Origin of the sequence: Mesorhizobium sp. M9A.F.Ca.ET.002.03.1.2 (assembly GCF_003952365.1) — a bacterium.
Taxonomy (GTDB): Bacteria; Pseudomonadota; Alphaproteobacteria; order Rhizobiales; family Rhizobiaceae; genus Mesorhizobium.
Genome location: NZ_CP034443.1, coordinates 2,795,878 through 2,818,269 on the forward strand (window position 1 = coordinate 2,795,878; position 22,392 = coordinate 2,818,269).

A 22,392-nucleotide genomic window follows, 5' to 3' on the forward strand; every position below is an offset into this window, starting at 1 on the left:
GAGAGAAGCTGGGCGCGTATGCGGTCGAAAACTGCTGGTATAGCCGGCTGCGGGTCCCGCCGCCGAGGATGTCGGCCAGCAGTCGAGCGCCTCGGCCTCGCCGGGTGCGGCCGTATGATAGGACGGCACCATCCATTGCGTGGAAAAGCGCGGCACCGAAATGCGCACGCCGGTCAGCGTCACCGTGCGCTTGGCGTTTTGCTCCGGCTCGACTGGGCGGATGCGGGTTAGACCAGGAGCCGTCGGCACGGTTCCCTACGTCTTATCGGCCAGCGCCTTGACCGTTTCCGGCTCGACATCGCCGGCCACCACCAGGACGGCGTTGCTGGGCGTGTAATATTTGTCATAGAAGGCTCTGGAGTCGGTGCCGTAGCGGATCGTGTTGGAATTTGGCGGAGCAGCCTCCGGTAAATTGAGGTTATCGGTTCATGCGGCGAGGTCAATCTGCTGATCGAGTGGCTTGGCGGGGAGCGTGTGCCATCCGTCGATTTTTCGCATCGAGATTTCGCCGGACGCAATCAACGCCCAGAACAACATTGCCGCGGTTTCGGCCGAAGGCAGCACGGTCTGGGTCTTGATGCGCCGCTTGAACTCTTCATGCAGACGCTCGATCGCGTTTGTAGTTCTGGTGCGCTTTTCCACTGGCTCGGCGGCAGGCGCGTGAAGGCGAAGAGGCGCTCACCGGCCTCCTCCAGGCTGTCGGCCACCGCCCGGCACTTGAGCCGCCATTTGCGCAGGAACGCCTTGCGGCGGCTCTCGATCTCCTCCGGCGTGGCCGCGTAGATCATGTCGGTGTAATCGGCGCTGATCTCCTCGTGCAGGCGCTCGGGAGCGTGGGCGAGCAGGTTGCGGTGCTTGTGAACCGTGCATCTTTGAACCGGCACCCCGTCCCACAGCCCAGCGATCGCCCCGTCCAAGCCGGGTGCGCCGTCGACGATGAGGAACTCAGGGCGGCGGAGGCCGCGTGCGACGAGATCGTCGAGGATCGCCCGCCAGGCCTCGGTCGTCTCGCCGCCCATGTTCTTGACCGCGAGCAGGATCTTCTGGCCGTCCGCGCGCACGCCGATGACAACGAGCAGCGGGATCGAGGTCGCCTTGCGGTCGAGCCTGACACGAACCACCGTCCCGTCGAGGATCAGGCGCACGATCGGGCTCGTCGGCCAGCGAGCGACCCTTCCAGGCGTCCCAGTCCGTCTTCACCTTGCGCCAGGTGCGGCTGACGACGTCCTTGCCGATCGCGCCGCCGAACAAGGCGGCAAGCGCACGACGGACGCGTCGCGTGTTCGTGCCCGCCAGGTAGCTCGACGCGATCAGTGCGTCGGCGGCCTTCGTGCGCCGCTGATAGGCGCGCAGAGCCTTGCTCCTCCATTCCACCGTCTTGTCCTCGTCGACATCGAGGCGCGCCCGCGTAACCGTGATCTCAGTGGTGCCGAAGGTCCCCGTCAGCGTGCGCGTCCGGCTGCCGTGGCGGTGGCCGGCGACACCGGTGGTCTCATCACTGGCGCGCCGCCGGCTGCCGGCCATAACGGGGACGGGCAAGCACCGCTTCCAACTCGGTCTCGAGCATCGTCTCGATGAAGCCGCGCACCCGCTCGCGCAGGCCAGCTTCGATCGGATCAAACCAGTTGTCGAAAAGATAGCTCGTCGCCTCATCCCCCGGGATGAACGGCTTCGGCTTTCATGGTAGTCCTTGTCATGGCGTAGTATCCTGTCCGGCACCGCAAGGCCGGATGATTCGAGGTTGACACCCCGGAGACTACGCCAACTCACAATTCCAACCACTCCCGCGACGGCACCTTGGCAGTCATCTGCTCGGCAATCAAATCGAGCGGGACTTCGCTCTTGCGGGACTTCTCGAAGAGGAGGCGGGTTCTGCGAACCCAAGTCATCGCGACCACACGCCGGCGACAAGGATTGAGACCCAGCCGCCGTCGAGCACTTTCATGATATTCGCCGAGAAGAAGCCGACATCGACCACCCCGAAGACGAGCGCAAGGCCGAGCGCCGGGAGGAGCGTCCACCTCCAGATACGCCTCATCACGATGTGGAGCAGGATTGTCGTCACAACCATTTCGCCCGTGACCGATATGCCATAGGCTGACGGGAGGGCGCTGGACTCACCAAAGCCGATGACCGCAACATGACCGACCATGCGAGCAGCAGGTTGACGCGCGGCAGGTATATCTGCCCGAATTGCATTTCGGATGTATGCCGGATTTCGAAGCGCGGAAGCATGTTGAGCTGGACGGCCTGTCGCACAAGTGAATAAGCGCCGGAATCACGACCCGGCTGGCGATCACAGTTGCCGCCGTAGCCATCACCACCATCGGCACCAACGTCCAGCCGTGGTCATCTCGAAGAATGGATGTCAGATCGTCCCGCCTCGGGAAAGAACGAACGCGCCCTGCCCGAAATAGTTAAGCAGCAGGCACGGAAATGCGATCGCCAGCCAAGCCAGCACAATCGGCCGGCGGCCAAAATGACCGAGATCAGTGTAGAGCGCTTCAGCCCCGGTTACGGAAAGGCTCCGCGGGCGGCATACTGCCTTGCCGAAGGGGCCATAAATGCTGCGCATCTACACCGGCCAGAACGGCCATCTGACAGCAATTGACGGCTTGCCGGAGGCCGAAGCTCTCGGTGCTCTCTGGCTCGACCTCCTCAACCCGACTGTTGAGGAAGTGAAGCTTGTTAAGGCGCATCTGGCCATTGATATCCCGACGCGCGACGAGATGGCGGAAATCGAGTTGTCGGACCGTCTTTATCATGAAGACGGCGCCGAGTTCATGACGATCACCGCGGTCGCGAATATCGAGGGCGAGGACCCTGTCAAAGCGCCGGTTACCTTCGTTATCAAGGGCCAGACGCTCGTCACTGTCCGCCACGCCGAACCGAAGCCGTTCTTGATCTATGCGGCGAAAGCACAGCGTACTAGCGGCCCTCCCTGCACGTCCGGCGAATTGGTGATGCTGGGTCTGATCGAAGCGATCATCGACCGCGCGGCCGACACGCTTGAGCGCATCGGCGACGAGATTGATGCACTCTCACGCGAAATTTTTCGCAACACGTCTCCGAGCGCCTCGAAGAAAACACGCAACCTTCAATCCCTTGTCGAGCGAATCGGCCGGAAGGGTGAGCTGCTGACGAAAATTCAGGAGAGTCTCGTGAGCATCGCGCGGCTCGTCTCCTACCATAGCGCGAGTGACTCGACCAGCTGGGCAGTCGCGTCGTCCGGTCGCAAGTTGCAGAAGGAAATCCGGCAACGTATCAAGCTCGTCCAGCGCGATGCCACGTTCCTCAGCGACCATGCGACCTTCCTGTCCAACAAGATCAACTTCCTGCTGGACGCGACGCTGGGTCTCATCAATCTGGAGCAGAACCAGATCATCAAGATTTTCTCGGTCGCTGCCGTCGTGTTTTTGCCGCCGACGCTGGTTGCCTCGATCTACGGCATGAACTTCGATGCCATGCCCGAGCTAAAATGGCTTCTGGGCTATCCTTTTGCGCTGGGTCTGATGGTGCTCTCCGCCGTGGTTCCGTATCTCTTTTTCAAGCGGCGCGGTTGGCTGTGAAAGGAAATAGGCTGGTTCGGGGCGCTTACTGAAAGTCCCACGTCCCGGAGCGGTCGCGCAGCTCAGCGAATTCGACATCTTGACTATCGCACGACACGTTGGCCTCGAGGTTGAGCAGCTCAAGCGGGACATGGAAGACCGCGCCATCGAAAACGTCCTCGAGCGCAATTGCGCGCTCGCCAAGGAGCTGTACATCAACGTCACGCCGGCGTTGGTTCTCGGCGACGAAGTGATTTCAGGTGTGCTCAAGATTCACACGCTGGAACGCTTCATCGCCAAAGAGCGGGAAGAAGCTAAGCGTCGTGCCGGATCACCAACTTCGGCATTTTGACAGCGTGGCGGCCGGTGCGATCCCGTTCTCTGGCCACGAGTGCCGCCTCTCGCGTCGGGCCAAATCTCTTATATGGTCCGGCAACGCGGTAGTGGGCGGACCAAGCCGTTCTATGCAGCGCACCAGACAAAGGGCAATGACCAAAGCCGTCCCGGACATCGCATCGGAGTTCAACGTCTTTGCACCAATGCCCAGCAATGGTCGCCGCGACAAACAACGCCCGCAAACGGGCGCTGTGAGCCGCCGTCGTTCAACGAAAGATCACCAACGGATGTCCCGAGGAGGCCCCATGAATCGCTGCACATCAGCATTTGCAATTCTTGCTTTCGGCACGTTCTGCACATCGTCGACCATCGCCATGGCGGCGCATTCGACCACCTATTCAGCGCCCGACAAGAGCGTCGTGTTCTTGGTGGCGTTGGCTACACCTGGCTAAAGGGCAACGAGCTTTTCTACGACGAAGTGGGCAATCGTATCAGCAAATTGATCTGGGAAACCGGCGCGCCGGTTCTGACCACCGGGCTAAAGGCCGAGGTCTGGAAGAACTGGACCATCTCAGCCAACGGCGTATTGCCGGACAGGATTGGTCGGATCAGTCAATCCACCCCGACACCCGCCTTGACCGCTACATCAACCTTGACATGGCAGCAGGCCCAGACTTCGTGATCAACGATGCCACGGTTATCAACCTTCATGGTGGCTTCAAATACACCAACATGAAGTGGAAGGCCTATGGCGGTTCGTACATATAGAGTGGGGACGGCTTCGGCTTTCGCGAGGATCGCGGCAAGTTCCCGGACGGCGAACCGGTCATCGATTACGAACAGCGCTATTTCGGCCTGTTCCTTGGCGCGAAAGCGACCACGACGCTCGGGAACTTGACGCTCTCGGGTCTGCTCCGCAGCGGCTTCACCGTTGATGCAAGCGCTGTTGACCATCACTGGCTGCGCGAGGAGGGGCGCGGCCTGCGATTTGAGGACGACTTCTTCACGGTGCCGTTCATCTCGGCCGGCGCCAAGATCGATTATCAGATGACCGACCGCGCCAGCGTCTTCCTGGCCGGCAATGTCGACAAATATTTTCGCAACAAAGGCTGAAAACGGCCTACAGCATCGCGACCGGCGAACAAGGAGCCCACAAGGATAGCGCTGGCATGGACTTCTATGCCTTGACCCTGTCGGCCGGCTTCAAGCTGACGTTTTAAGCGCAGTCATTTCTGACGCTGAGCACGTAAGACCATGCGTGCATTAAGGACGCACAATGCCTCTGCGCGCAATCCATTCAATCGCGGCTATCCAAGCGGCGCCGACGTCGGCCAGGATCTCAGGATTGTCCGGGCGGTCCGCCAGGCCTGGTATGGCCGGCGTGGAGGTGTTGTCCGCCGGTCATCCCGTCGATTTTAAGGTCCCGACGGCCGTCTGGCACCGGTGCGCGAGCCGCCAGAAAAGCGTGGCCTTCCGCGCGATCCCGAAGCCACAAACCGTGAGAACCCGTGCGACACCGCCGCATCACGTCGTGTCAAGGCGTAAGGCAATTTCCTTGTTCTACATCCTCTCGCTGGCCAGCAGCACTATCCGCGCCCGTCGCGGCAGGCCTTGCGCCGTGCCTCGACGCCGGACCAGACCCTCCAGTTCACTCGGCTCTGCTGCGGAGCCAGCGCCTTGAGCAGCGGCCAACCTGGACTCGTCCCGTCCTCGAAAAGCAAATTGTTACGCAGATGCTTGTCCACCCTGACCCGAGCCATCCTCCTGCACGCTTTCGCCGTTGCGCGCGACGAAGACCGCAACGCTTCATCGCGCTTGGCGTAGTGGCACCAGGGACCGCCCATCGAATGACTCATGCGAGGCATCTCAAGGCTGTCCGCGGTCCAGCGCCAGATCTCCGCCTCGCCCGAGGCGCGCAGAGCTGGCCGGTTGTGCAGGAGCCGTAGGCAATATTCGCCGTCCTTGTTCGGATGGGTAACGCTTGCGTCTCCCGTCGCATTCTACCTCGCTTTCCGAACGTAGCCGTGATGCGAACTCTTGCTGCATATAAAGTCGAATCAGGGGGATTTGGATCATACGATACGGAGGCTTGACTTTGGCAGTCGCTCTGCGACATTACCTATATAAAGGTCGAAATGAGGTGATATGGCTCCTGGATAGGTCACGGAGACCCGAATGACGGCAACGCATAAACGCACCTATTCGCGCTACGCAATGGAAGCGCTTGGCCTTTTCGGTAAGACCATCCGGCTGGGCCGGATGCAGCACCGGTTAACCGCACAGGAGTTAGCCGAGAGAATCGGTGTTTCACGCAGCACCCTGCAGCGCATCGAGAAGGGCGATCCCAAAGTTGAAATCGGACTGATGTTCGAAGCTGCTGCCATTGTCGGTGTGAAGCTGTTCGATGCGGACGGCAAGGGCATCACAGCCCTCACAGGCCGCATGGAAGATCGCATCGCGCTGCTGCCGAAGCACGTCTACAAGGCCGGCAAGCAGATCGTCGATGAGTTCTAAGGTCCCCAAGTACGACGAAGCCTATGTCTGGGTCTGGCTGCCGGGCGAGACCGCGCCGGTTGTCGCCGGGCGGCTATATGCCCATGACGGACTCGTCAGCTTCAACTATGGCAGGAGCTTTCGTGAACTGGGCAGCGCGATCCCGCTTTATCTCCCGGAACTGCCCCTGAAGGCAGGCGAATTGCCTTTGCTTCCTGGCCTAACCATGCCGGGATGCATCCGCGATGCTGCCCCCGATGCCTGGGGACGACGGGTTATCCTAAACCGCAAATTCGGTGTGAAGGGCGATGAAATCGCGCGGCTCGATATTTCAGAACTGACGTTCCTGCTGGAATCAGGCTCGGACCGCATCGGCGCGCTCGATTTTCAGTTTTCGCCCACGAATTACGAGCCGCGCGCACTGGCCAATGCCACTCTCGAAGAGCTTGTCCAATCGGCGGAGCGGGTAGAGAAAGGTATTCCGCTCACCCCCGAATTAGATCAGGCGCTGCATCACGGCAGCTCGATCGGCGGCGCAAGGCCAAAGGCGCTGATCGAGGACGACGCCATCAAGCATGTCGCGAAATTTTCCTCGTCTGCCGACCTTTACAGCGTCGTCAAAGGAGAATTCATAGCCATGCGGCTTGCCGCCTTGTGCGGCATCAGAGCGGCATCCGTCTCGCTCGTTCGCGCCGCAGGCAAGGACGTGTTGCTCGTCGAGCGATTCGACCGGATCAAGGTCACGGGCGGCTGGCAACGCAAATCCATGGTCTCAGCGCTGACGATGCTCGCGCTCGATGAGATGATGGCGCGTTACGCCAGCTACCAGGATTTGGCGGAGATCATTCGCCACCGATTCACCGCGCCGTCGGAAACTCTGCGCGAGTTGTTCAGCCGCATTGTCTTCAACATACTTTGCGGCAACACCGACGATCATGCCCGCAACCATGCGGCATTCTGGGACGGAGCTAAGCTCACCCTCACGCCTGCTTACGATATCTGTCCGCAGGCCCGCAGTGGCCAGGAGGCCAGCCAGGCCATGCTCATCAGCGGCAATAACCGCATGAGCCGGATCGCCTCCTGCCTTGAAGCCGCGCATCACTTCCTGCTCAGCGCGCCGGAAGCTCTTGCGATTGTTGAAGGCCAGCTCCGATGCATTGCGGAGAATTGGCCGCGTGTCAGCGAGGAAGCTACGCTATCCGGCACAGATCGCAATCTGTTCTGGGGCCGACAGTTCCTCAATCCCTACGCTTTTACGGCGCTGGAAGGGAGCGCCGACGTTCTCCGCGCTCTGGCTGACGAACTACGCAACAGTGTTCACGCCTGATCCGGCGCTGGATTTCGGACAAGCTCGGCAAGTGCAAGACGCCCACAATATGGACAATCCTGCCGTGCCAGCACGAAGACATGAACAGACTGCTCTTCGACAGCGACAACGTGCACTGCGAAGAGATGTGGAGCTGACACCGCAAGAGCCCACAGACGCGCGACTTCCCACGATACAACTCCACATAACTGAGCGTCTAAAGCGGTGCAGCCAGCCTAACATCCCGCCATCGAGCGATGATCGTCTGGTCTTTTGCCGATGACATCACGTCGGGAAAGACTTGTTCGAGCGCTTGCCGCTTCATATCGATACCGGCCCGGGCGTAGCGCATCGTTACGTTCAGCCCCGAGTGGCCTAGCCATTGACTGATGGTGGCGATGTCAACACCCGCCTTGACAAGGTGGATGGCCGTCGTGTGCCGCAAAGAGCGGTGATGGATGCTTTTTTCCGCCAGGGTGGTTGCTTCCCCCGCAGCCGTATCAACATGTTTGCGCAGCAAGTATCGACACCGATCCGGGTCAGTGGTGTGCCGCGGTCGTTGAGAAAGCCCCTTTTGCTCGGCGGGACAGGGCGATACCAGACGAAGGTCACAAATTCGAGGATTCAGGATTTCCTGAACTCGTGCATCCGTATCGAACATCAGCGAGAACAGCGCGCAATCCCGCTGTCCAGAAGGCGTGCGGCGGTCGATGCGCGCCAGGACGCTCCTGAGTTCCGGGCTCTTCGAGATATTCGACAGGTGCCACCCGCGCGCCCTCTTGAAGGGAAGTGTTACCACCAGTTGCAGCGTATCCATATTATTCGGGTGCTCCGAGATCAGGAACCGCGCTAAGGTATGCATCGCCGCCAGCCTTGCATTGCGGGTCGCAACTGCCACGCTCGACCTCAAGTGACGTGAGAAAGCTGCCGATCCTGTCGGTATTGATGTCGGAGACCGCTTCTTTCAAGAATATCTTCCCGCTCTCCGCGGCATGAGCCCGTGGCATGCTTCGGCCCAATGCGATGGATTGATGTTTCTTCATGCCACAACCTCGCTGACGAGACCGCCGAAAGCCCCTTCAAAGCGGTCGGTGGCGATCTCTTTCAGCTTTGGAAGGTAGTGCATCGATTTTTCGTGGAATGAGGACGCTGTTTAAGGGGTGATTTTCGTCCAAACGGGACCCCTTAACGATGGGGTCATCAAGATGCCTCCGGTTTGATCGGAGGCATTTGTGTTTTGGATGTTGGTTTTGGAGACGATTGCAAAGATACGTCGGCTGTCGCTGGTCCAGGGGAAGTCGATCAAAGCGATCTGCCGTGAGCTGAAGATCTCGCGCAAGGTGGTGCGCAAGGTCCTGCGTTCTGAGGAGACGGAGTTCCGCTACGAGCGCAAGCACCAGCCCTATTCCCGCATGGGAGCTTGGCGTGAGACGCTGGACCGGCTGCTGTCGGCGAATGCGGCCAAGCCGCAGCGGGAGCGGCTGACGCTGATCCGGATCTTCGAGGAGCTTCGCGGCCTCGGCTATGACGGCAGCTACAGTTCGGGGTGGCGGCATGCGCAGAGCTCGGCGGCGGATCGCGGCAGCGCCGTGGCCGAGGCCTACATTCCGTTGAGTTTTGCACCTGGCGAGGCCTACCAGTTCGACTGGAGTCACGAGATCGTCCTGCTCGACGGCGTGACGGTGACAGTGAAGGTCGCGCACATGCGGCTCTCACAGCCGCATGTTCTTCGTGAGGGCCTATCCGCGCGAGACGCAGGAGATGGTGTTCGACGCGCATGACCGGGCATTCGCCTTCTTCCGTGGCGCCTGCACGCGCGGCATCTACGACAACATGAAGACGGCGGTGGACGCGATCTTCATCGGCAGGGACCGCCGCTACAGCCGCCGCTTTGCGCAGATGTGCGGGCATTACCTTGTCGAGCCGGAGGCCTGCACACCGGCGGCCGGCTGGGAGAAGGGGCAAGTCGAGAACCAGGTCGGGCTGGTGCGCGAGCGCTTCTTCACACCGAGGCTGCGCTTCAAGACGTTGGAGGATCTCAACGGCTGGCTGGACGACAAATGCGTTGCCTAATGCCAAGGCGTGTCGGCATCCCGAACAGGGTGAGCGCACGATCTGGGACGTATTCGAAGAAGAACGCGCCAGCTTCATTCCCTATGCCGGTCGCTTCGACGGCTACCATTGCATTCCCGCGTCGGTGTCGAAGACCTGCACGGTGCGCTTCGACAACAACAAATACTCGGTGCTGTCGAGCGCCGTCGGTCGGCCGGTCGAGATCCATGCTTATGCCGACCGCATCGTCATCCGCCAGGATCGCGCGGTCGTCGGCGAGCACGCACGCTCTTTCGGCCGCAACGAGGTCGTCTACGATCCCTGGCACTACGTGCCGGTGCTGGCCCGCAAACCGGACGGCCTGCGCAACGGCGCGCCTTTCCGGGAATGGGTTCTGCCATCAGCCATGGAGAAGGTGCGCCGCAAGCTAGGGGCGGCCGATGACGGCGACCGGCAGATGGTGTCGATCCTCACCTGCGTCCTGACCGACGGATTGAGCGCGGTCGAGAGCGCCTGCCAGGAAGCGCTCGAGCATGGCGTCTGTTCGGCGGCGGTGATCCTCAACATCCTGGCCCGCAGCCGCGATCCGGCGCCGGGCACGATCCTTTCCATTCCCCAGGCCCTGACGCTGGCTCACGAGCCGGTCGCCGACTGCGCCCGCTATGACAGTCTCAGGAGGACAAACGGAAACGCACCGAGGTTCTGGAACTGATGGGGGCGCTGAAGCTCTACGGGATGCGCAGCGCCTATGACGAGATCATGGGCGTCGCCATCAAGCGACGGCACGAGCCGCCCAGGATCGTCGGTGATCTCTTGCAAGCCGAGATATTGGAGAAGCAGGCCCGCTCCATCAAATACCAGTTCGCCGTCGCCAAGTTGCCGCTGGCCAAGGACATCGACGACTTCGACTTCGCCGACACGCCGGTCACCGAACCCCTGATGCGCGATCTCGCCCGGCGGCGCCTTCGTCGCCGATCAGCGCAACATCGTTCTGGTCGGCCGCCTTCACGGGTCACCCAACTCGCGCGGAAGGTCGACCGCATTGCGACGGGCGCGTGTCGACTTCCCAACCATGTCAGACAGGAGACACAACGCTATCGGAGCGATCGCATTGTCCGAAACGATTTTCCCAGTTGGCACGACGGTTGCGGTCCTATGCGCAAAAGCAAACTAGACCTGAGAGCCGCACCGCATGAATGTAGCCTCCCAACCTCTCGCGCCTGTGGCGCACCACGAAGCCGGGCACGCGGTGGCCGGCATCGTTTTGAAGCGTCAGATGTTCGACGACGACCGTGAATTCCCTGCTTTCTCAAGTGTTAGTATTTACCCCGACCCCGGTGACGGAGATTACTGTGGTGTTGTCATGGGCCTGGCTTTTTATTTAGCGCAAGGATTCACCTCGAAGCGAAAGCCGATTTTCGAGGACGATATGGATCGATATTTGGAACGCGATGATGCGATCCGGGAGATAGTTACGTGTCTGGCAGGTCCTTTTGCAGAATCCGCATTCGAAGGCTATCTGGACCCGTTCGATATGGCGATGAATGCGTCCGACGAGAATGAGGGGAGCAGCGACTACGCGAATGCCGAGCGAATCTATCGTGAGTTGCGGTTCCTGATGCCGCGCCGCCCCGATTGGGGGCGGATCGAAGATCGCACGGCCCGGCTAGTACTCGATCACTGGTCGGCCATCGAAGCATTGGCCGCGCATTTGCTGGTCAAGCATGATCTCCAATTCGATGAGGCGCTGACGATTGTTGCGCCGCATCTTCCGCCCATGCCAGCAGCTACGCCGCCAGAGCGTCCATTTCCGCCGCCTGCTTGATCAGCCATTCGATGTGATTTGACCACATCTGCAACACCTCGCGCTTTTCCTTGACGTAGGTATAGAGATTGTAGATTTCGCCCATGTCTATCAGGGACGCCCGCCTTGTGATTCAGTATGTGCTCGATGACGTGTGGCAATACCTGCCGCCTGCCGAGATTTGTCGCGAGTGTCCTGCGCAGATCGTGAAGGGTCCAGTTCTCCAAAGCCACCCCGTCGATATTGACCTTGCCGTCTAGAGCCTTCTTGCCCTTCGCGTAGCCTGAGAAGTGGCTTTTTTCGTTGCCCCTCGCAGGGAAAACAAACGTGTCATTGGTCTTCGGTACCGACTGGAGGACCGACACCGCCAGTGTGGACTGCGGAATAAGCGTAGGCTCTTCGTTCTTCGTGCGGTCACCCGATAGTTCCCATGTTCCGGCTTCAAGGTTGAGTTCAGACCAACGCATCGCGGCAACTTTCCAGACCCAGCATCCCTCCGCATCGCTGCCGTCGAAGGCGTGGGTCATGATCGGACGAAGAGCGCTCGCACCGATCGGCCGACCCCGTTCGAGGAAGGGCGTGATCTGGTCGGCGACATGCAGAATCCGGGTGGCGCGGCTGGTCCGGGCTGACCGACGGATTGAGCGCGGTCGAGAGCGCCTGCCAGGAAGCGCTCGAGCACGGCGCATCGTCGGCGGCGGTGATCCTCAACATCCTGGCCCGCAGCCGCGATCCGGCGCCGGGCACGATCCTTTCTATTCCCCAGGCCCTCACGAGCCGGTCGCCGACTGCGCCCGCTATGACAGTCTCAGGAGGACAAACAGCCATGGAACGCACCGAGGTACTGGAACTGATGGGAGCGCTGAAGCTCTACGGAATGCGCAGCGCCTATGACGAGATCATGGGCGTCGCCATCAAGCGACGGCACGAGCCGCCCAGGATCGTCGGTGATCTCTTGCAGGCCGAGATATTGGAGAAGCAGGCCCGCTCCATCAAATACCAGTTCGCCGTCGCCAAGTTGCCGCTGGCCAAGGGCATCGACGACTTCGACTTCGCCGACACGCCGGTCACCGAACCCCTGATGCGCGATCTCGCCCGGCGGCGCCTTCGTCGCCGATCAGCGCAACATCGTTCTGGTCGGCCGCCACGGGGCACCCAACTCGCGCGGAAGGTCGACCGCATTGCGACGGGCGCGTGTCGACTTCCCAACCATGTCAGACAGGAGACACAACGCTATCGGAGCGATCGCATTGTCCGAAACGATTTTCCCAGTTGGCACGACGGTTGCGGTCCTATGCGCAAAAGCAAACTAGACCTGAGAGCCGCACCGCATGAATGTAGCCTCCCAACCTCTCGCGCCTGTGGCGCACCATGAAGCCGGGCACGCGGTGGCCGCCATCGTTTTGATGCGTCAGGTGTTCGACGACGACCGTGAATTCCCTGCTTTCTCAAGTGTTACTATTTACCCCGACCCCGGTGACGGAGATTACTGTGGTGTTGTCATGGGCCAGGCTTTTTATTTAGCGCAAGGATTCACCTCGAAGCGAAAGCCGATTTTCGAGGACGATATGGATCGATATTTCGAACGCGATGATGCGATCCGGCAGATAGTTGCGTATCTGGCAGGTCCTTTTGCAGAATCCGCATTCAAAGGCTATCTGGACCCGTTCGATATGGCGATGAATGCGTCCGACGAGAATGAGGGGAGCAGCGACTACGCGAATGCCGAGCGAATCTATCGTGAGTTGCGGTTCCTGATGCCGCGCCGCCCCGATTGGGGGCGGATCGAAGATCGCACGGCCCGGCTAGTACTCGATCACTGGTCGGCCATCGAAGCATTGGCCGCGCATTTGCTGGTCAAGCATGATCTCCAATTCGATGAGGCGCTGACGATTGTTGCGCCGCATCTTCCGCCCATGCCAGCAGCTACGCCGCCAGAGCGTCCATTTCCGCCGCCTGCTTGATCAGCCATTCGATGTGATTTGACCACATCTGCAACACCTCGCGCTTTTCCTTGACGTAGGTATAGAGATTGTAGATTTCGCCCATGTCTATCAGGGACGCCCGCCTTGTGATTCAGTATGTGCTCGATGACGTGTGGCAATACCTGCCGCCTGCCGAGATTTGTCGCGAGTGTCCTGCGCAGATCGTGAAGGGTCCAGTTCTCCAAAGCCACCCCGTCGATATTGACCTTGCCGTCTAGAGCCTTCTTGCCCTTCGCGTAGCCTGAGAAGTGGCTTTTTTCGTTGCCCCTCGCAGGGAAAACAAACGTGTCATTGGTCTTCGGTACCGACTGGAGGACCGACACCGCCAGTGTGGACTGCGGAATAAGCGTAGGCTCTTCGTTCTTCGTGCGGTCACCCGATAGTTCCCATGTTCCGGCTTCAAGGTTGAGTCAGACCAACGCATCGCGGCAACTTCCGTACGCCTCTGTCCGGTCAGCATGGGCAGCTTGACGATGGAGCCGAACGAATAGCCGCTATCGCCCGGTTCGGGCTCACAGCCCGTCCATTAGCCGCCAGTTCGGCATCGTTCACCACTCGCTTGCGCTTGACGATCGGGGCCGGATACCGGATTTTCCAATCCCTCGCGGGGAAACCGCGATGAGCCGTTGCGGCGGTTTGCGACACCAGTTGAAAAATGCCGCATATAACAGAAGGCTGTGTTAGCCGCTTGCGGGTGACCCCCGGCGACGATCTTCTTGGTGATGTTAGCAATGTCGGTGTCGGTCACATGGTGGATAGAGCGACTCCCGAGGGCAGGCACAAGATACCGGTTCAGGCTGGCCTCGACCAGTTCCCAGAAATCCCATTCTGCCTTGCCGGTCTTTGCAAGCCCGCTCCCTTGCATTTGCGCCGATCGGCCGACCCCGTTCGAGGAAGGGCGTGATCTGGTCGGCGGCATGCAGAATCGGGGTGGCGCGGCTGGTCCGGTCGGACGCGGTCTGATCGAGGAAGCCAGCCGTAATGCCGGCGGCTCGTGCGGGAAGGGCGTTCATGAGACGGTCCTGTCGGGCGAGCGGTTTGGGGGCACGATCACCATAGTTGATCAGGCTCCCGAGTGGTGCATTCTCGTAAATGTCGCTTGCGGACATATGTTTGCTCCTTGTCCAGAAACAGAAAAGGCCCGATGGGGCAGCCGGGTCCAGGGCGGTGTTTTGAGGGTCGCTACTTGGCGGCCTGGAGGTGATCGCCGTCGCCGTCCTCGGTATCGTCAGCGCTGATCTGCGCCTGATTCGGCAAGGAAGGCTGGCAGTTCCGAGGAGCTATGCTGGAATTTGGGTGACGAGGCTGATCAAGCGGCGCTCTGCGGCTTCGTTTTCGATGACCTCGATTCCGTCCAGGAACCTGGCACCTGCGATGAGTTTCGGCAACTGATTTTGTCCTTTCAATCGTCGCCACCTCCTGGCCGCGGCCATGACCAGCTTGAAGACCATCAGCTGGGCGATTTTCCAGGATAGCGAGCCCTTGGTACGCACCGTGCGGTGGCGAACGGTCGCAAAGACGCTTTCGATGGGATTGGACGTTCGCAGATGATCCCAGTGTTCGGCGGGGAAATCGTAGAACGCCAGCGACGCATTCTGATCTTTCGTCAGGCAGTCGACCGCCTTAGCATACGCCTCGGCTTCCATCTCGATCGCCTGCGCAAGCAATTTGCGCGCGCCGCTGCCAAGTACATCCGTCAGGGTATCACCGATTTCGTCGGGCTGACGAAGGCGAACAATGTTGATAGTCTCGTTTGGCGTATCGCTCTCCTTGAGAGGTTCTGGCAGGCTTCATCACCCGCCTCGATACGCCGCTCTCCTCAAACCGTCATACCCAGTTTCCGCCATAGCTCCCCCTGATTGGTCCGCTTCACCTGTGCAACTGCACAGGCTGTCATAGCGGGGAGATTGGCCTCCAATGGCGAAAACTTGCCGCAGGAGACCCTCCGATGACCGTGCCTATGGCGCCGCCGCTACGACAACTTGCCGACAAGCAGCTCGATCCACTGCCGCGCTTCTGCGCCTTCAAGGGACGTCTGGATGGGACGCAGGAGCCGACGACGGTGACGGAATCAATTCCCTCGGCGTGCTCAGGTCGCGCTGGCCGTCACTGTGCGGGTTCAACGGTCTGGTGGCAATTTGCGCACATCTTCTGTCGCCGACAGTGGCGATGGCTGACGCTTCAACGAAACGGGGTCTTCGACGTCTGCTGCCTTCGGCGCCGGTGCTTTGCCAGGCCGCATAATGTTTCAACGCGCGCGGGCGCGGGCAGGGGGTGCCAGTCATGAATCTCCTGACTGGCGCGGATCAGGCCGATTGGCGGGATGAAAGATCATACGACTACACCGCTGGCCTGACGCTGCGGGAGTGGGCTTGGGAGTTCTTACGCCGCAATCCAGCGTTCCAGCGCGATCTGACCGCTGCGCGCCAGCATTGCAAGACTTGGTCTCTCCAACCCTTTCTCGATATGGTCGCGTCGGCCGGCGACCTGTCACGCTGGGGTGTTCTGTTTCGCGGAGTCTTGTGGCCGCGCTTCGGTCGTATTCTGGTGTCCGCTCTGGTGCGTCCATGTGCTGCCGGTCATTGCGGAACGGTTGCCTGCCTCGTCGCCGACACCGCCGTTCGAACTCTCGGCATTGCCCTGTCGTGCAACCGTCCTGCTGGCGCCCGACAAGAGCCAGCATGTTCTTCTTCGCAATGCGGACCACGCGCTGCAGCTCGCCGTCTCGGGCGCGAATATCCTCCACCCTGTTTGCCTGCATACGCAAGCCATCTGGCCCGCGGTGCTTTTAAAGCATCGACTGAGGGGACTGGAGTGCCTCAATGCTCTCAGTCTAGGGCAACAGTTGCCCCCCCGCTTGTTTGCGCCGGAAAAGCGCGGCGTCCGTTTGTCCTTCGTTCTTCGTGCGCTCGACGGTTCGCTCGCCGGAGCACCTCATCGCGAGCTCGCCGAAGTTCTCATCGGTCAACGGCGCGTCCATGCTGACTGGGCGGATCCTCGCGATCATCTGCGCGACCGCATCCGTCGGGCCGTCTCGCGTGGCCGCGCGCTCATGAATGGTGGCTACAGAGATTTCCTAATTTGAAAAGCGACAGTCCGCGCTGCGTCGGTGGATGAGCGTTCGCTCGCAGCTCTACCCGTCACCAACAGTTCGCCCGCCGACTGGACTGCATGGCGCCTTGCAAGGTGCGCTCTGGTCTAGCTTGTCGATGCCGAAATGAGATCGGCGAGGGTGCCAAGGCGATGGTTCATTAGGGCCGGCCTCGACCTGGACCCACATCATTGGTCGGAAAGCGGCGTGCACCGCAATGTCGCCTTAGCAGCCAAGACCCTTCGAGTCCGGACCTGCAGTCCTGTTGGACCGGCGGGTGCAACAATATGGAGGGATTTGAGGCTACACACCGTTCCCTGGATCGACAGCTCGGTCAGACATAGCACCCACCGCTTGATTATGGAAATCGTGTGCCTGGAGTGCAGCGAGTAGCGCTTGCTGCGCACTGTCCTAAGAATAGCAATCCTGACCCGTCTGGGGGGTCCGCAACACGAGGATTCAACCGCTTGGGCATTGTCGCCTATCCCACAATGTAGAGTGCGCAACAGGGCAAAAGCTGATCCATCGGTTGTTTATCAATGCTTTTTGGCTTGGCACGGCACATGCAACGCAATCGGCAAAAGGCGCACGAACTGAGTGGCCCATCGGCCCTAGGAGCGCTGACTTTATGCCCTCCCAAGGCATGTCCGGCCCGGCAGCGAGCTCAGTCTCCTGCCGGGCATCCGTGTTTCAGGTCAACGGCGTTTGAACTTCAAATTAGGTGGCGGCATTGACCGCAGGCCGCCCCCCGGTGGGCGGAGAGACAGTGCAGCAGGTTTCAAATCCCGCCCATGCAAAGATATTTCATTTCCAGATAGTCCTCGAGGCCATGGCGGGAACCCTCCCGCCCGATGCCGGATTGTTTGATACCGCCAAACGGTGCCGCCTCCGAGGACATGCGTCCCGTGTTGATGCCAACCATGCCATATTCCAGAGCCTCTGCCACACGCCAGACCCGCTTCAGGTTTGAGGCATAGAAGTATGCGGCGAGGCCGTAGATCGTGTCATTGGCCTCGCGCACGACCTGGTCCGCATCGTTGAAGCGAATGATCGGCGCCAGCGGCCCGAATGTCTCCTCTTGCGCGACTGCCATGACGCTGGAAATCTCGGTGAGGACCGTGGGTTCGAAAAACGTGCCATTCTTGCCGATACGTTGGCCCCCACATCGTATTGTGCCGCCTTTCGCAATGGCATCTGCGATGTGAGACTCGATCTTGGCCAGAGCATGCCTGTCGATGAGCGGTCCGATGTCTACTCCGGCACCGAATCCGTCGCCAACCGACAAGTGCCGGACTTTCTCCACGAATTTCTTGACGAACTCATCGTGAACGCTCGATTGGACGTAAATACGGTTCGCCGAAACGCAGGTCTGGCCGGCATTGCGAAACTTCGCCTGGATCGCACCGTCAACAGCAGCGTCGATGTCGGCATCATCGAAGATGATGAAAGGTGCGTTGCCGCCGAGCTCAAGGCTAACCTTCTTGATCTGGTCAGAGCACTGACGCATCAGCAGCCGCCCGACCTCGGTCGAACCGGTGAAGCTGATCTTGCGGATCTTGGAATTGGTGCAGAGTTCACGGCCGACGCGATCACCTTCGGACGCATAGATCAGGTTGACCACGCCATCGGGAAAGCCGGCCTGATGGGCAAGGGCGAACATTGCGCCAGCCACGAGCGGCGTCTGTTCAGCGGGCTTGAGCACGATCGTGCAGCCCGCAGCCAAGGCCGGCGAGATTTTGCGCGCCACCATGGAGGCCGGGAAATTCCATGGCGTGATCGTGCCAACAACGCCGATGGGCTGCTTGATCACTAGCATTCGGCGGTCTGTCGAGGGTGCCGAGATCGTCTCGCCATAGACGCGATTGGCCTCCTCGGCATACCATTGCAGATACGCCGCCGCATGCGATACCTCTGACATGGCTTCGGCAAGCGGCTTGCCCATTTCCGCAGTCAGAATCGCGGCGAGATCGCCTGCCTGGTCGATGATCAGCTGATGCCATCGCCAAAGAACGTCGCTACGCTCTCGGGCAGTCAACGCGGCCCACCCCGACTGCGCAACATAGGCCTTGTCTACCGCAGCACGTGTCTCCTCCACGCCCATATCAGGAAGCTCTGCCAAAACTTCGCCGGTCGACGGATTGACGACCTCGAACGTCTTATTGCCAACCGGTCTGCCAAGTGCCGGCAGGCGGTCGATGGCTCCAAACAGGTGCGGGGATTTCAGACGGCGGATCATCGGCAGGCACAGGGGCAATACCGGATTCCTCCTCAACGCAGCGAACATCCAGGTCGACAGGCCGTCGGTGTGTATTCTGCACCAGCGGGTTCGTCCTAGGGCCTCGGCAAAGCAGCTGGTAGACCAAACATACGACAACAGTTCCGTTAGTTTGAGTGCCCGCGGTTCATCAGTTGATGGATTGAGCAGCCGGATGTTTGCTTCGTCCACCCGCTGCCTGCTGGTGGCGTGCGAGTGTATTCTGCAAAAGGCGGCATACATGCTGAGGAGCGCCGTTTCGGCGAGAGGCCCCTGGACCGCCAATGCCGCGCAAGGCCCGCGAAACGACTCCGCGGGTCTGCATGATCTGCTTGGCCCACCGGCCTCCATATTCGCTCTTCCCACGAGAAGCCCCAAGGAAGAAGGAAGGCGAGATGAGTTTCTTTACTCATCCTTGCCGCCCAGCGGCGGGCCGACCACCAAAATGGCGGGCTCGGCCGAAAGCAGCTTCTTGGCCGCCGCCTTGACCTGTTTGAGCGTCACCCGACCGATGCTGCGGGCGCGACGCTGGTTGTAGTCGACGTCGGCCTTGTGAATCTGCAAATCCAGGAGCCGGTCTGCAATCGAGCTGGTCGAGCCCAGACGGTCAATGGCATAGGTGCCGATCAGGTGCTTCTTCGCCGCCTTGAGCTCGGCCCCGGTCGGTCCTTGCTGCGCCATCTGCTTTACCACATCTCGCACGATGCTCAGCGTTTGGGCGGCGCAGTCCGAGCGTGTCTCTGTCGTAACCAGAAGCTTGTCAAGGGTCAGTTCAGAGCTGACGTGATAGGCAAGGCCGCGTTTTTCGCGCACCTCCTCGAAAAGGCGGGAAGTCATGCCCGAGCCGCCGAGGATGTCATTCATCAGCACGGTGGCGAAGTGATCCGGCGCGCTACGCTTCACGCCAGGCCAGGCCAATCGCAGCGAAGTCTGCGGCAGGTCGCAGTTCTCCTCCACCAGTTGGCCGAGCTTCGGTACGACATCGGCGACGGGGGCGAGGGTTTGTTGCTCAGGCAAGTCACCAAACAGCTGGTCGAGCCTTTCCCTCAGCGTGTTTGCATCAATGTCACCGACCACGGCAATATGGAGCCCGTCGCGAGCGAAAATCGCCTTGTGGAAGGCGAGGAGGTCGGACGGCGTGATGCCGGCGAGGCTCTCTTTTGTGCCTTCTCCCGGCCTCGAAAAAGGATGCGTGCCATAGATCGCGCGCAGCCATCTGCGCTGAGCGATTGCGTCAGGGTCGCGCTCGCTGCCGACGATGTCGGAGACAATCTCGGCGCGGACGCGATCGATCGGCCCCTGGTCGAAGCGCGGCGCGTTGAGTGCGAGCCGAAGCAGGCCGAACGCGGCGTCCTGCTGTTTGGGAAGCATGCACACCGATCCGCAGATGTAGTGTCTTTGCGCCTCCAAACCCATCTCGGCGCCGGCATCGTCGAGCTTCATCTGGAAGGCATCGCTGTCGTAATTACCGGCGCCTTCGATGAACAGGCCGGCCATCAGATTGGCCATCCCCTCCTTCCCGACCGGGTCCTGCGTGATGCCGCCGTTGAAGGCAAAGCCGATGTTGACGATTTCCACTGTGTGGTCCTCCACCAGCCAGGCGATCATGCCCTTTTCGGACTTCACCTCCTGGATGTTCATCGCAGCATGGGGCTGAGCGCCGAGCGTCATCTCTTCATTCTCCGTCTTGGGCAAGAGATAGCCCGTGGTCGAACGGTCGAACGCGAGATAGCGGGCGGCAACTGCTTTGATTTGCGCGGCGGTAACCCTGCGGATGCGAGACGGCCGTTCCTCGACATCTTTCACGGTGCCGCCGGTGGCCAGCGTCGAGCCGTATATGCAGGCGAGGTCGTCCTGGTCGTCTTCGGCAAAGATCATATCGCGCACAAAGCGCTCCTTGGCCTTGCCCAGTTCCTCGCTGCTGACACCATCCTTGGCAATGCGAGCGACTTCGGCAGCGGCCGCCGCTTCGAGATCGGCCAGCTTGGCATCGCCGCGCGGCGCGCCATAGATGGCGAACCTGGTGTCGTCGAGCATGGTGCCCTGGAAATAGGCGCAGGCGCTGGAAGCGATACCTTGCTGGACAGCGAGCGCCTGGTAGAGCCGGCTGCGGTTACCGCCGCCGAGAATTTCGGACAGCAGGTCGAGCGCTTCGGCCTCGCCCGGCTTGGCGGTATGGTAAGACGGCACCACCCACTGCGTCGAAAAACTGGGCACGCTGACGCGGGCGTCGGAGAGCGTGACGGTGCGCCTGGTGTTCTGCTCGGGCTCAACCGGCCGGATGCGCGGCGGCAGGTCGGGCCCGCGCGCCACCTTGCCATAGGTCTTCTCGGCCAGCACCTTCACCGTCTCCGGCTCGACATCGCCGGCCACGATCAGCACGGAGTTGTTGGGCCAGTAGTATTTTTCATAGAAGGCGGTGGCGTCGACGCGGTTCAGCTGCTCGATCTCCTGCATCCAGCCGATGATCGGGATGCGATAGGGCTGGTTCTGCCACAGCGTCGCGTCGATCTCCTCATGGAGCACGTCCTGCGGGTTGGTGTCGGTGCTTGAGCGGCGCTCCTCGATGACCACGTCGCGCTCGGTCTTGACGACATCGTCGGTGAGGATGAGGTTTCGCATTCGGTCGGCCTCGAAGCTCATCATCAGCTCGAGCGCCGACGGCGCCACTGTCTGATAGAAGGCGGTGTAGTCGGAGGAGGTGAAGGCATTTTGCGAGCCGCCGATCTCGAACACTGCGCGGTCGAATTCGCCGGCCGCATGGTTGGTCGTCGCCTTGAACATCAGATGCTCGAAAAAATGGGCAATGCCGGATTTGCCCGGCGGCTCGTCGGCGCTGCCGATCTTGTACCACACCATGTGGGTGACGATCGGCGCCCGGTGGTTGGGAATGACGACCACCTCCATGCCGTTGTCGAGCACGAAATCCGTCGCCTTGCCGTCCTCCCATGCGACGGGGATCGGAGCCGTCCTCGCGCCGCCCAACTCGGTCGCAACGGACGTCCTGCGAAGCCCGTGAGTGCGGGGCTTGCTTGGTAGTTCTGATAGGGAGAGTGGGATTATGGGCTGGGTTCCTGGCAAAGTGATTTGTTCCTCATTTTGAAGGCTCTATGTCTCCCGACGCCTATTGGGAGAAAGTGGATCGGCACGCGACGCCGAGCCAGATGAGCCGTCAGCGTGTTGCCGGGCCTGACGCGGGCCTCATCTTTGGATGCGTCCGGGGAACGTTCGGCAGTATTTTGGTGAGGCCATGGGAAGTCTGCTCGTTATCCATTGGGTGTTTGCGGATACCTGAGCATGCGCCGTGCCAAGTAAGAAAGCCCCGATTTGCAAGGTTTGATCCAACCTTGATACTTGCGATATCCGACATTGTCGGGCATCCGACAGAAAGCGCCTTTCGCCGGCGCGCCGGCTACGGCGCTCGCCTCCTCCGGCGTGACGACGATCCTTTGGCGGGCGCCGCGCACACCGATCTGCCCGCCTATCAGCACCGCGACATCGAAGGACAACGCGATCGTGACTG

At 60.6% G+C, this 22,392-nt stretch carries 13 protein-coding genes and 10 pseudogenes; 13 read left to right on the top strand and 10 right to left on the bottom strand.

The genetic code is table 11. The features are described from left to right. Positions 1 to 34: 34 nt before the first annotated feature. The 3 pseudogenes from EJ066_RS13610 to EJ066_RS13620 form a co-directional block, all read right to left on the bottom strand. Positions 35 to 366, bottom strand: a pseudogene (locus EJ066_RS13610) (insulinase family protein); the annotation flags it as partial. A 60-nt stretch (positions 367 to 426) separates the two neighbouring features. Continuing rightward, positions 427 to 1,663 (bottom strand): annotated as a pseudogene (locus EJ066_RS13615) (IS256 family transposase). 124 nt (positions 1,664 to 1,787) lie between these two features. Further along, positions 1,788 to 2,524, bottom strand: a pseudogene (locus EJ066_RS13620) (KUP/HAK/KT family potassium transporter); the annotation flags it as partial. Between the two features lie 40 nt (positions 2,525 to 2,564). Here EJ066_RS13620 and EJ066_RS13625 point away from each other — a divergent pair. The 6 genes and pseudogenes from EJ066_RS13625 (at position 2,565) to EJ066_RS13645 (ending at position 7,704) form a co-directional block, all read left to right on the top strand. Then, on the top strand, positions 2,565 to 3,569 hold the full coding sequence (locus EJ066_RS13625) for a magnesium transporter CorA family protein (RefSeq protein ID WP_091595874.1): 1,005 nt from the start codon (positions 2,565 to 2,567) through the stop codon (positions 3,567 to 3,569). 130 nt (positions 3,570 to 3,699) lie between these two features. Beyond that, positions 3,700 to 3,900, top strand: coding sequence for a hypothetical protein (locus EJ066_RS13630; RefSeq protein WP_236387758.1), 201 nt, complete (start codon positions 3,700 to 3,702; stop codon positions 3,898 to 3,900). 136 nt (positions 3,901 to 4,036) lie between these two features. Further along, positions 4,037 to 4,336, top strand: coding sequence for a hypothetical protein (locus tag EJ066_RS31955; protein WP_245455262.1), 300 nt, complete (start codon positions 4,037 to 4,039; stop codon positions 4,334 to 4,336). After that, positions 4,221 to 4,997: pseudogene (locus EJ066_RS13635) on the top strand (omptin family outer membrane protease). The gene EJ066_RS31955 and the pseudogene EJ066_RS13635 overlap by 116 nt, the downstream one beginning before the upstream one ends. A gap of 1,062 nt (positions 4,998 to 6,059) precedes the next feature. Beyond that, positions 6,060 to 6,398, top strand: a complete 339-nt coding sequence (locus EJ066_RS13640; protein ID WP_245455150.1) for a helix-turn-helix transcriptional regulator — start codon at positions 6,060 to 6,062, stop codon at positions 6,396 to 6,398. Continuing rightward, entirely contained in the window at positions 6,388 to 7,704 is a 1,317-nt protein-coding gene (locus tag EJ066_RS13645; protein WP_126038520.1) for a HipA domain-containing protein, read from the top strand. The genes EJ066_RS13640 and EJ066_RS13645 overlap by 11 nt, the downstream gene beginning before the upstream one ends. A gap of 196 nt (positions 7,705 to 7,900) precedes the next feature. Here EJ066_RS13645 and EJ066_RS13650 read toward each other — a convergent pair whose 3' ends face one another. After that, positions 7,901 to 8,581, bottom strand: a complete 681-nt coding sequence (locus EJ066_RS13650; RefSeq protein ID WP_126038523.1) for a tyrosine-type recombinase/integrase — start codon at positions 8,579 to 8,581, stop codon at positions 7,901 to 7,903. Positions 8,582 to 8,924: 343 nt separating this feature from the next. On the opposite strand from EJ066_RS13650, the pseudogene istA reads away from it, so the two are divergent. The 3 genes and pseudogenes from istA to EJ066_RS31960 all read left to right on the top strand — a co-directional run bounded on the left by istA (position 8,925) and on the right by EJ066_RS31960 (position 11,560). After that, positions 8,925 to 10,487 (top strand): annotated as a pseudogene (istA, locus tag EJ066_RS13655) (IS21 family transposase). After that, positions 10,447 to 10,735 (top strand): annotated as a pseudogene (locus EJ066_RS13660) (ATP-binding protein); the annotation flags it as partial. The pseudogenes istA and EJ066_RS13660, both read left to right, overlap by 41 nt. A gap of 276 nt (positions 10,736 to 11,011) precedes the next feature. Then, positions 11,012 to 11,560, top strand: a complete 549-nt coding sequence (locus tag EJ066_RS31960) for a hypothetical protein (RefSeq protein ID WP_245455151.1) — start codon at positions 11,012 to 11,014, stop codon at positions 11,558 to 11,560. On the opposite strand, the gene EJ066_RS32420 is transcribed toward EJ066_RS31960, so the two are convergent. Further along, positions 11,523 to 11,645 carry a hypothetical protein gene (locus EJ066_RS32420; RefSeq protein WP_281035459.1) on the bottom strand — a complete coding sequence of 41 codons (123 nt, stop codon included), beginning with the start codon at positions 11,643 to 11,645 and terminating at the stop codon, positions 11,523 to 11,525. The two genes, EJ066_RS31960 and EJ066_RS32420, sit on opposite strands and share 38 nt — an antisense overlap. Positions 11,646 to 12,161: 516 nt before the next feature. Here EJ066_RS32420 and EJ066_RS31965 point away from each other — a divergent pair. The 3 genes and pseudogenes from EJ066_RS31965 to EJ066_RS31970 all read left to right on the top strand — a co-directional run. After that, positions 12,162 to 12,433, top strand: a pseudogene (locus tag EJ066_RS31965) (IS21 family transposase); the annotation flags it as partial. Next, positions 12,366 to 12,681: pseudogene (locus EJ066_RS13675) on the top strand (ATP-binding protein); the annotation flags it as partial. The pseudogenes EJ066_RS31965 and EJ066_RS13675, both read left to right, overlap by 68 nt. Before the next feature lie 189 nt (positions 12,682 to 12,870). Beyond that, a complete protein-coding gene (locus tag EJ066_RS31970) occupies positions 12,871 to 13,503 on the top strand; it encodes a hypothetical protein (RefSeq protein ID WP_245455152.1) in 633 nt (210 codons plus the stop codon). Here EJ066_RS31970 and EJ066_RS32425 read toward each other — a convergent pair. Together EJ066_RS32425 and EJ066_RS13690 are read right to left on the bottom strand one after the other, a co-directional pair. After that, complete coding sequence (locus tag EJ066_RS32425; RefSeq protein ID WP_281035459.1) at positions 13,466 to 13,588, bottom strand: hypothetical protein; 123 nt, start codon at positions 13,586 to 13,588, stop codon at positions 13,466 to 13,468. The genes EJ066_RS31970 and EJ066_RS32425 overlap by 38 nt on opposite strands. A gap of 1,216 nt (positions 13,589 to 14,804) precedes the next feature. Next, positions 14,805 to 15,155, bottom strand: a pseudogene (locus EJ066_RS13690) (transposase); the annotation flags it as partial. Between the two features lie 938 nt (positions 15,156 to 16,093). On the opposite strand from EJ066_RS13690, the gene EJ066_RS13695 reads away from it, so the two are divergent. Continuing rightward, positions 16,094 to 16,609 carry a DUF2285 domain-containing protein gene (locus EJ066_RS13695; protein ID WP_245329899.1) on the top strand — a complete coding sequence of 172 codons (516 nt, stop codon included), beginning with the start codon at positions 16,094 to 16,096 and terminating at the stop codon, positions 16,607 to 16,609. A gap of 784 nt (positions 16,610 to 17,393) precedes the next feature. Here the strand turns inward: EJ066_RS13695 and EJ066_RS13700 are convergent. The 3 genes and pseudogenes from EJ066_RS13700 to EJ066_RS13710 form a co-directional block, all read right to left on the bottom strand. Continuing rightward, complete coding sequence (locus tag EJ066_RS13700; RefSeq protein ID WP_126043866.1) at positions 17,394 to 18,869, bottom strand: NAD-dependent succinate-semialdehyde dehydrogenase; 1,476 nt, start codon at positions 18,867 to 18,869, stop codon at positions 17,394 to 17,396. Between the two features lie 405 nt (positions 18,870 to 19,274). After that, the gene (locus tag EJ066_RS13705; RefSeq protein ID WP_348629325.1) at positions 19,275 to 20,540 is read right to left on the bottom strand and encodes a pitrilysin family protein; all 1,266 of its coding nucleotides are present in this window, start codon (positions 20,538 to 20,540) and stop codon (positions 19,275 to 19,277) included. 9 nt (positions 20,541 to 20,549) lie between these two features. After that, positions 20,550 to 21,854, bottom strand: a pseudogene (locus EJ066_RS13710) (pitrilysin family protein); the annotation flags it as partial. Between the last annotated feature and the right edge of the window lie 538 nt (positions 21,855 to 22,392).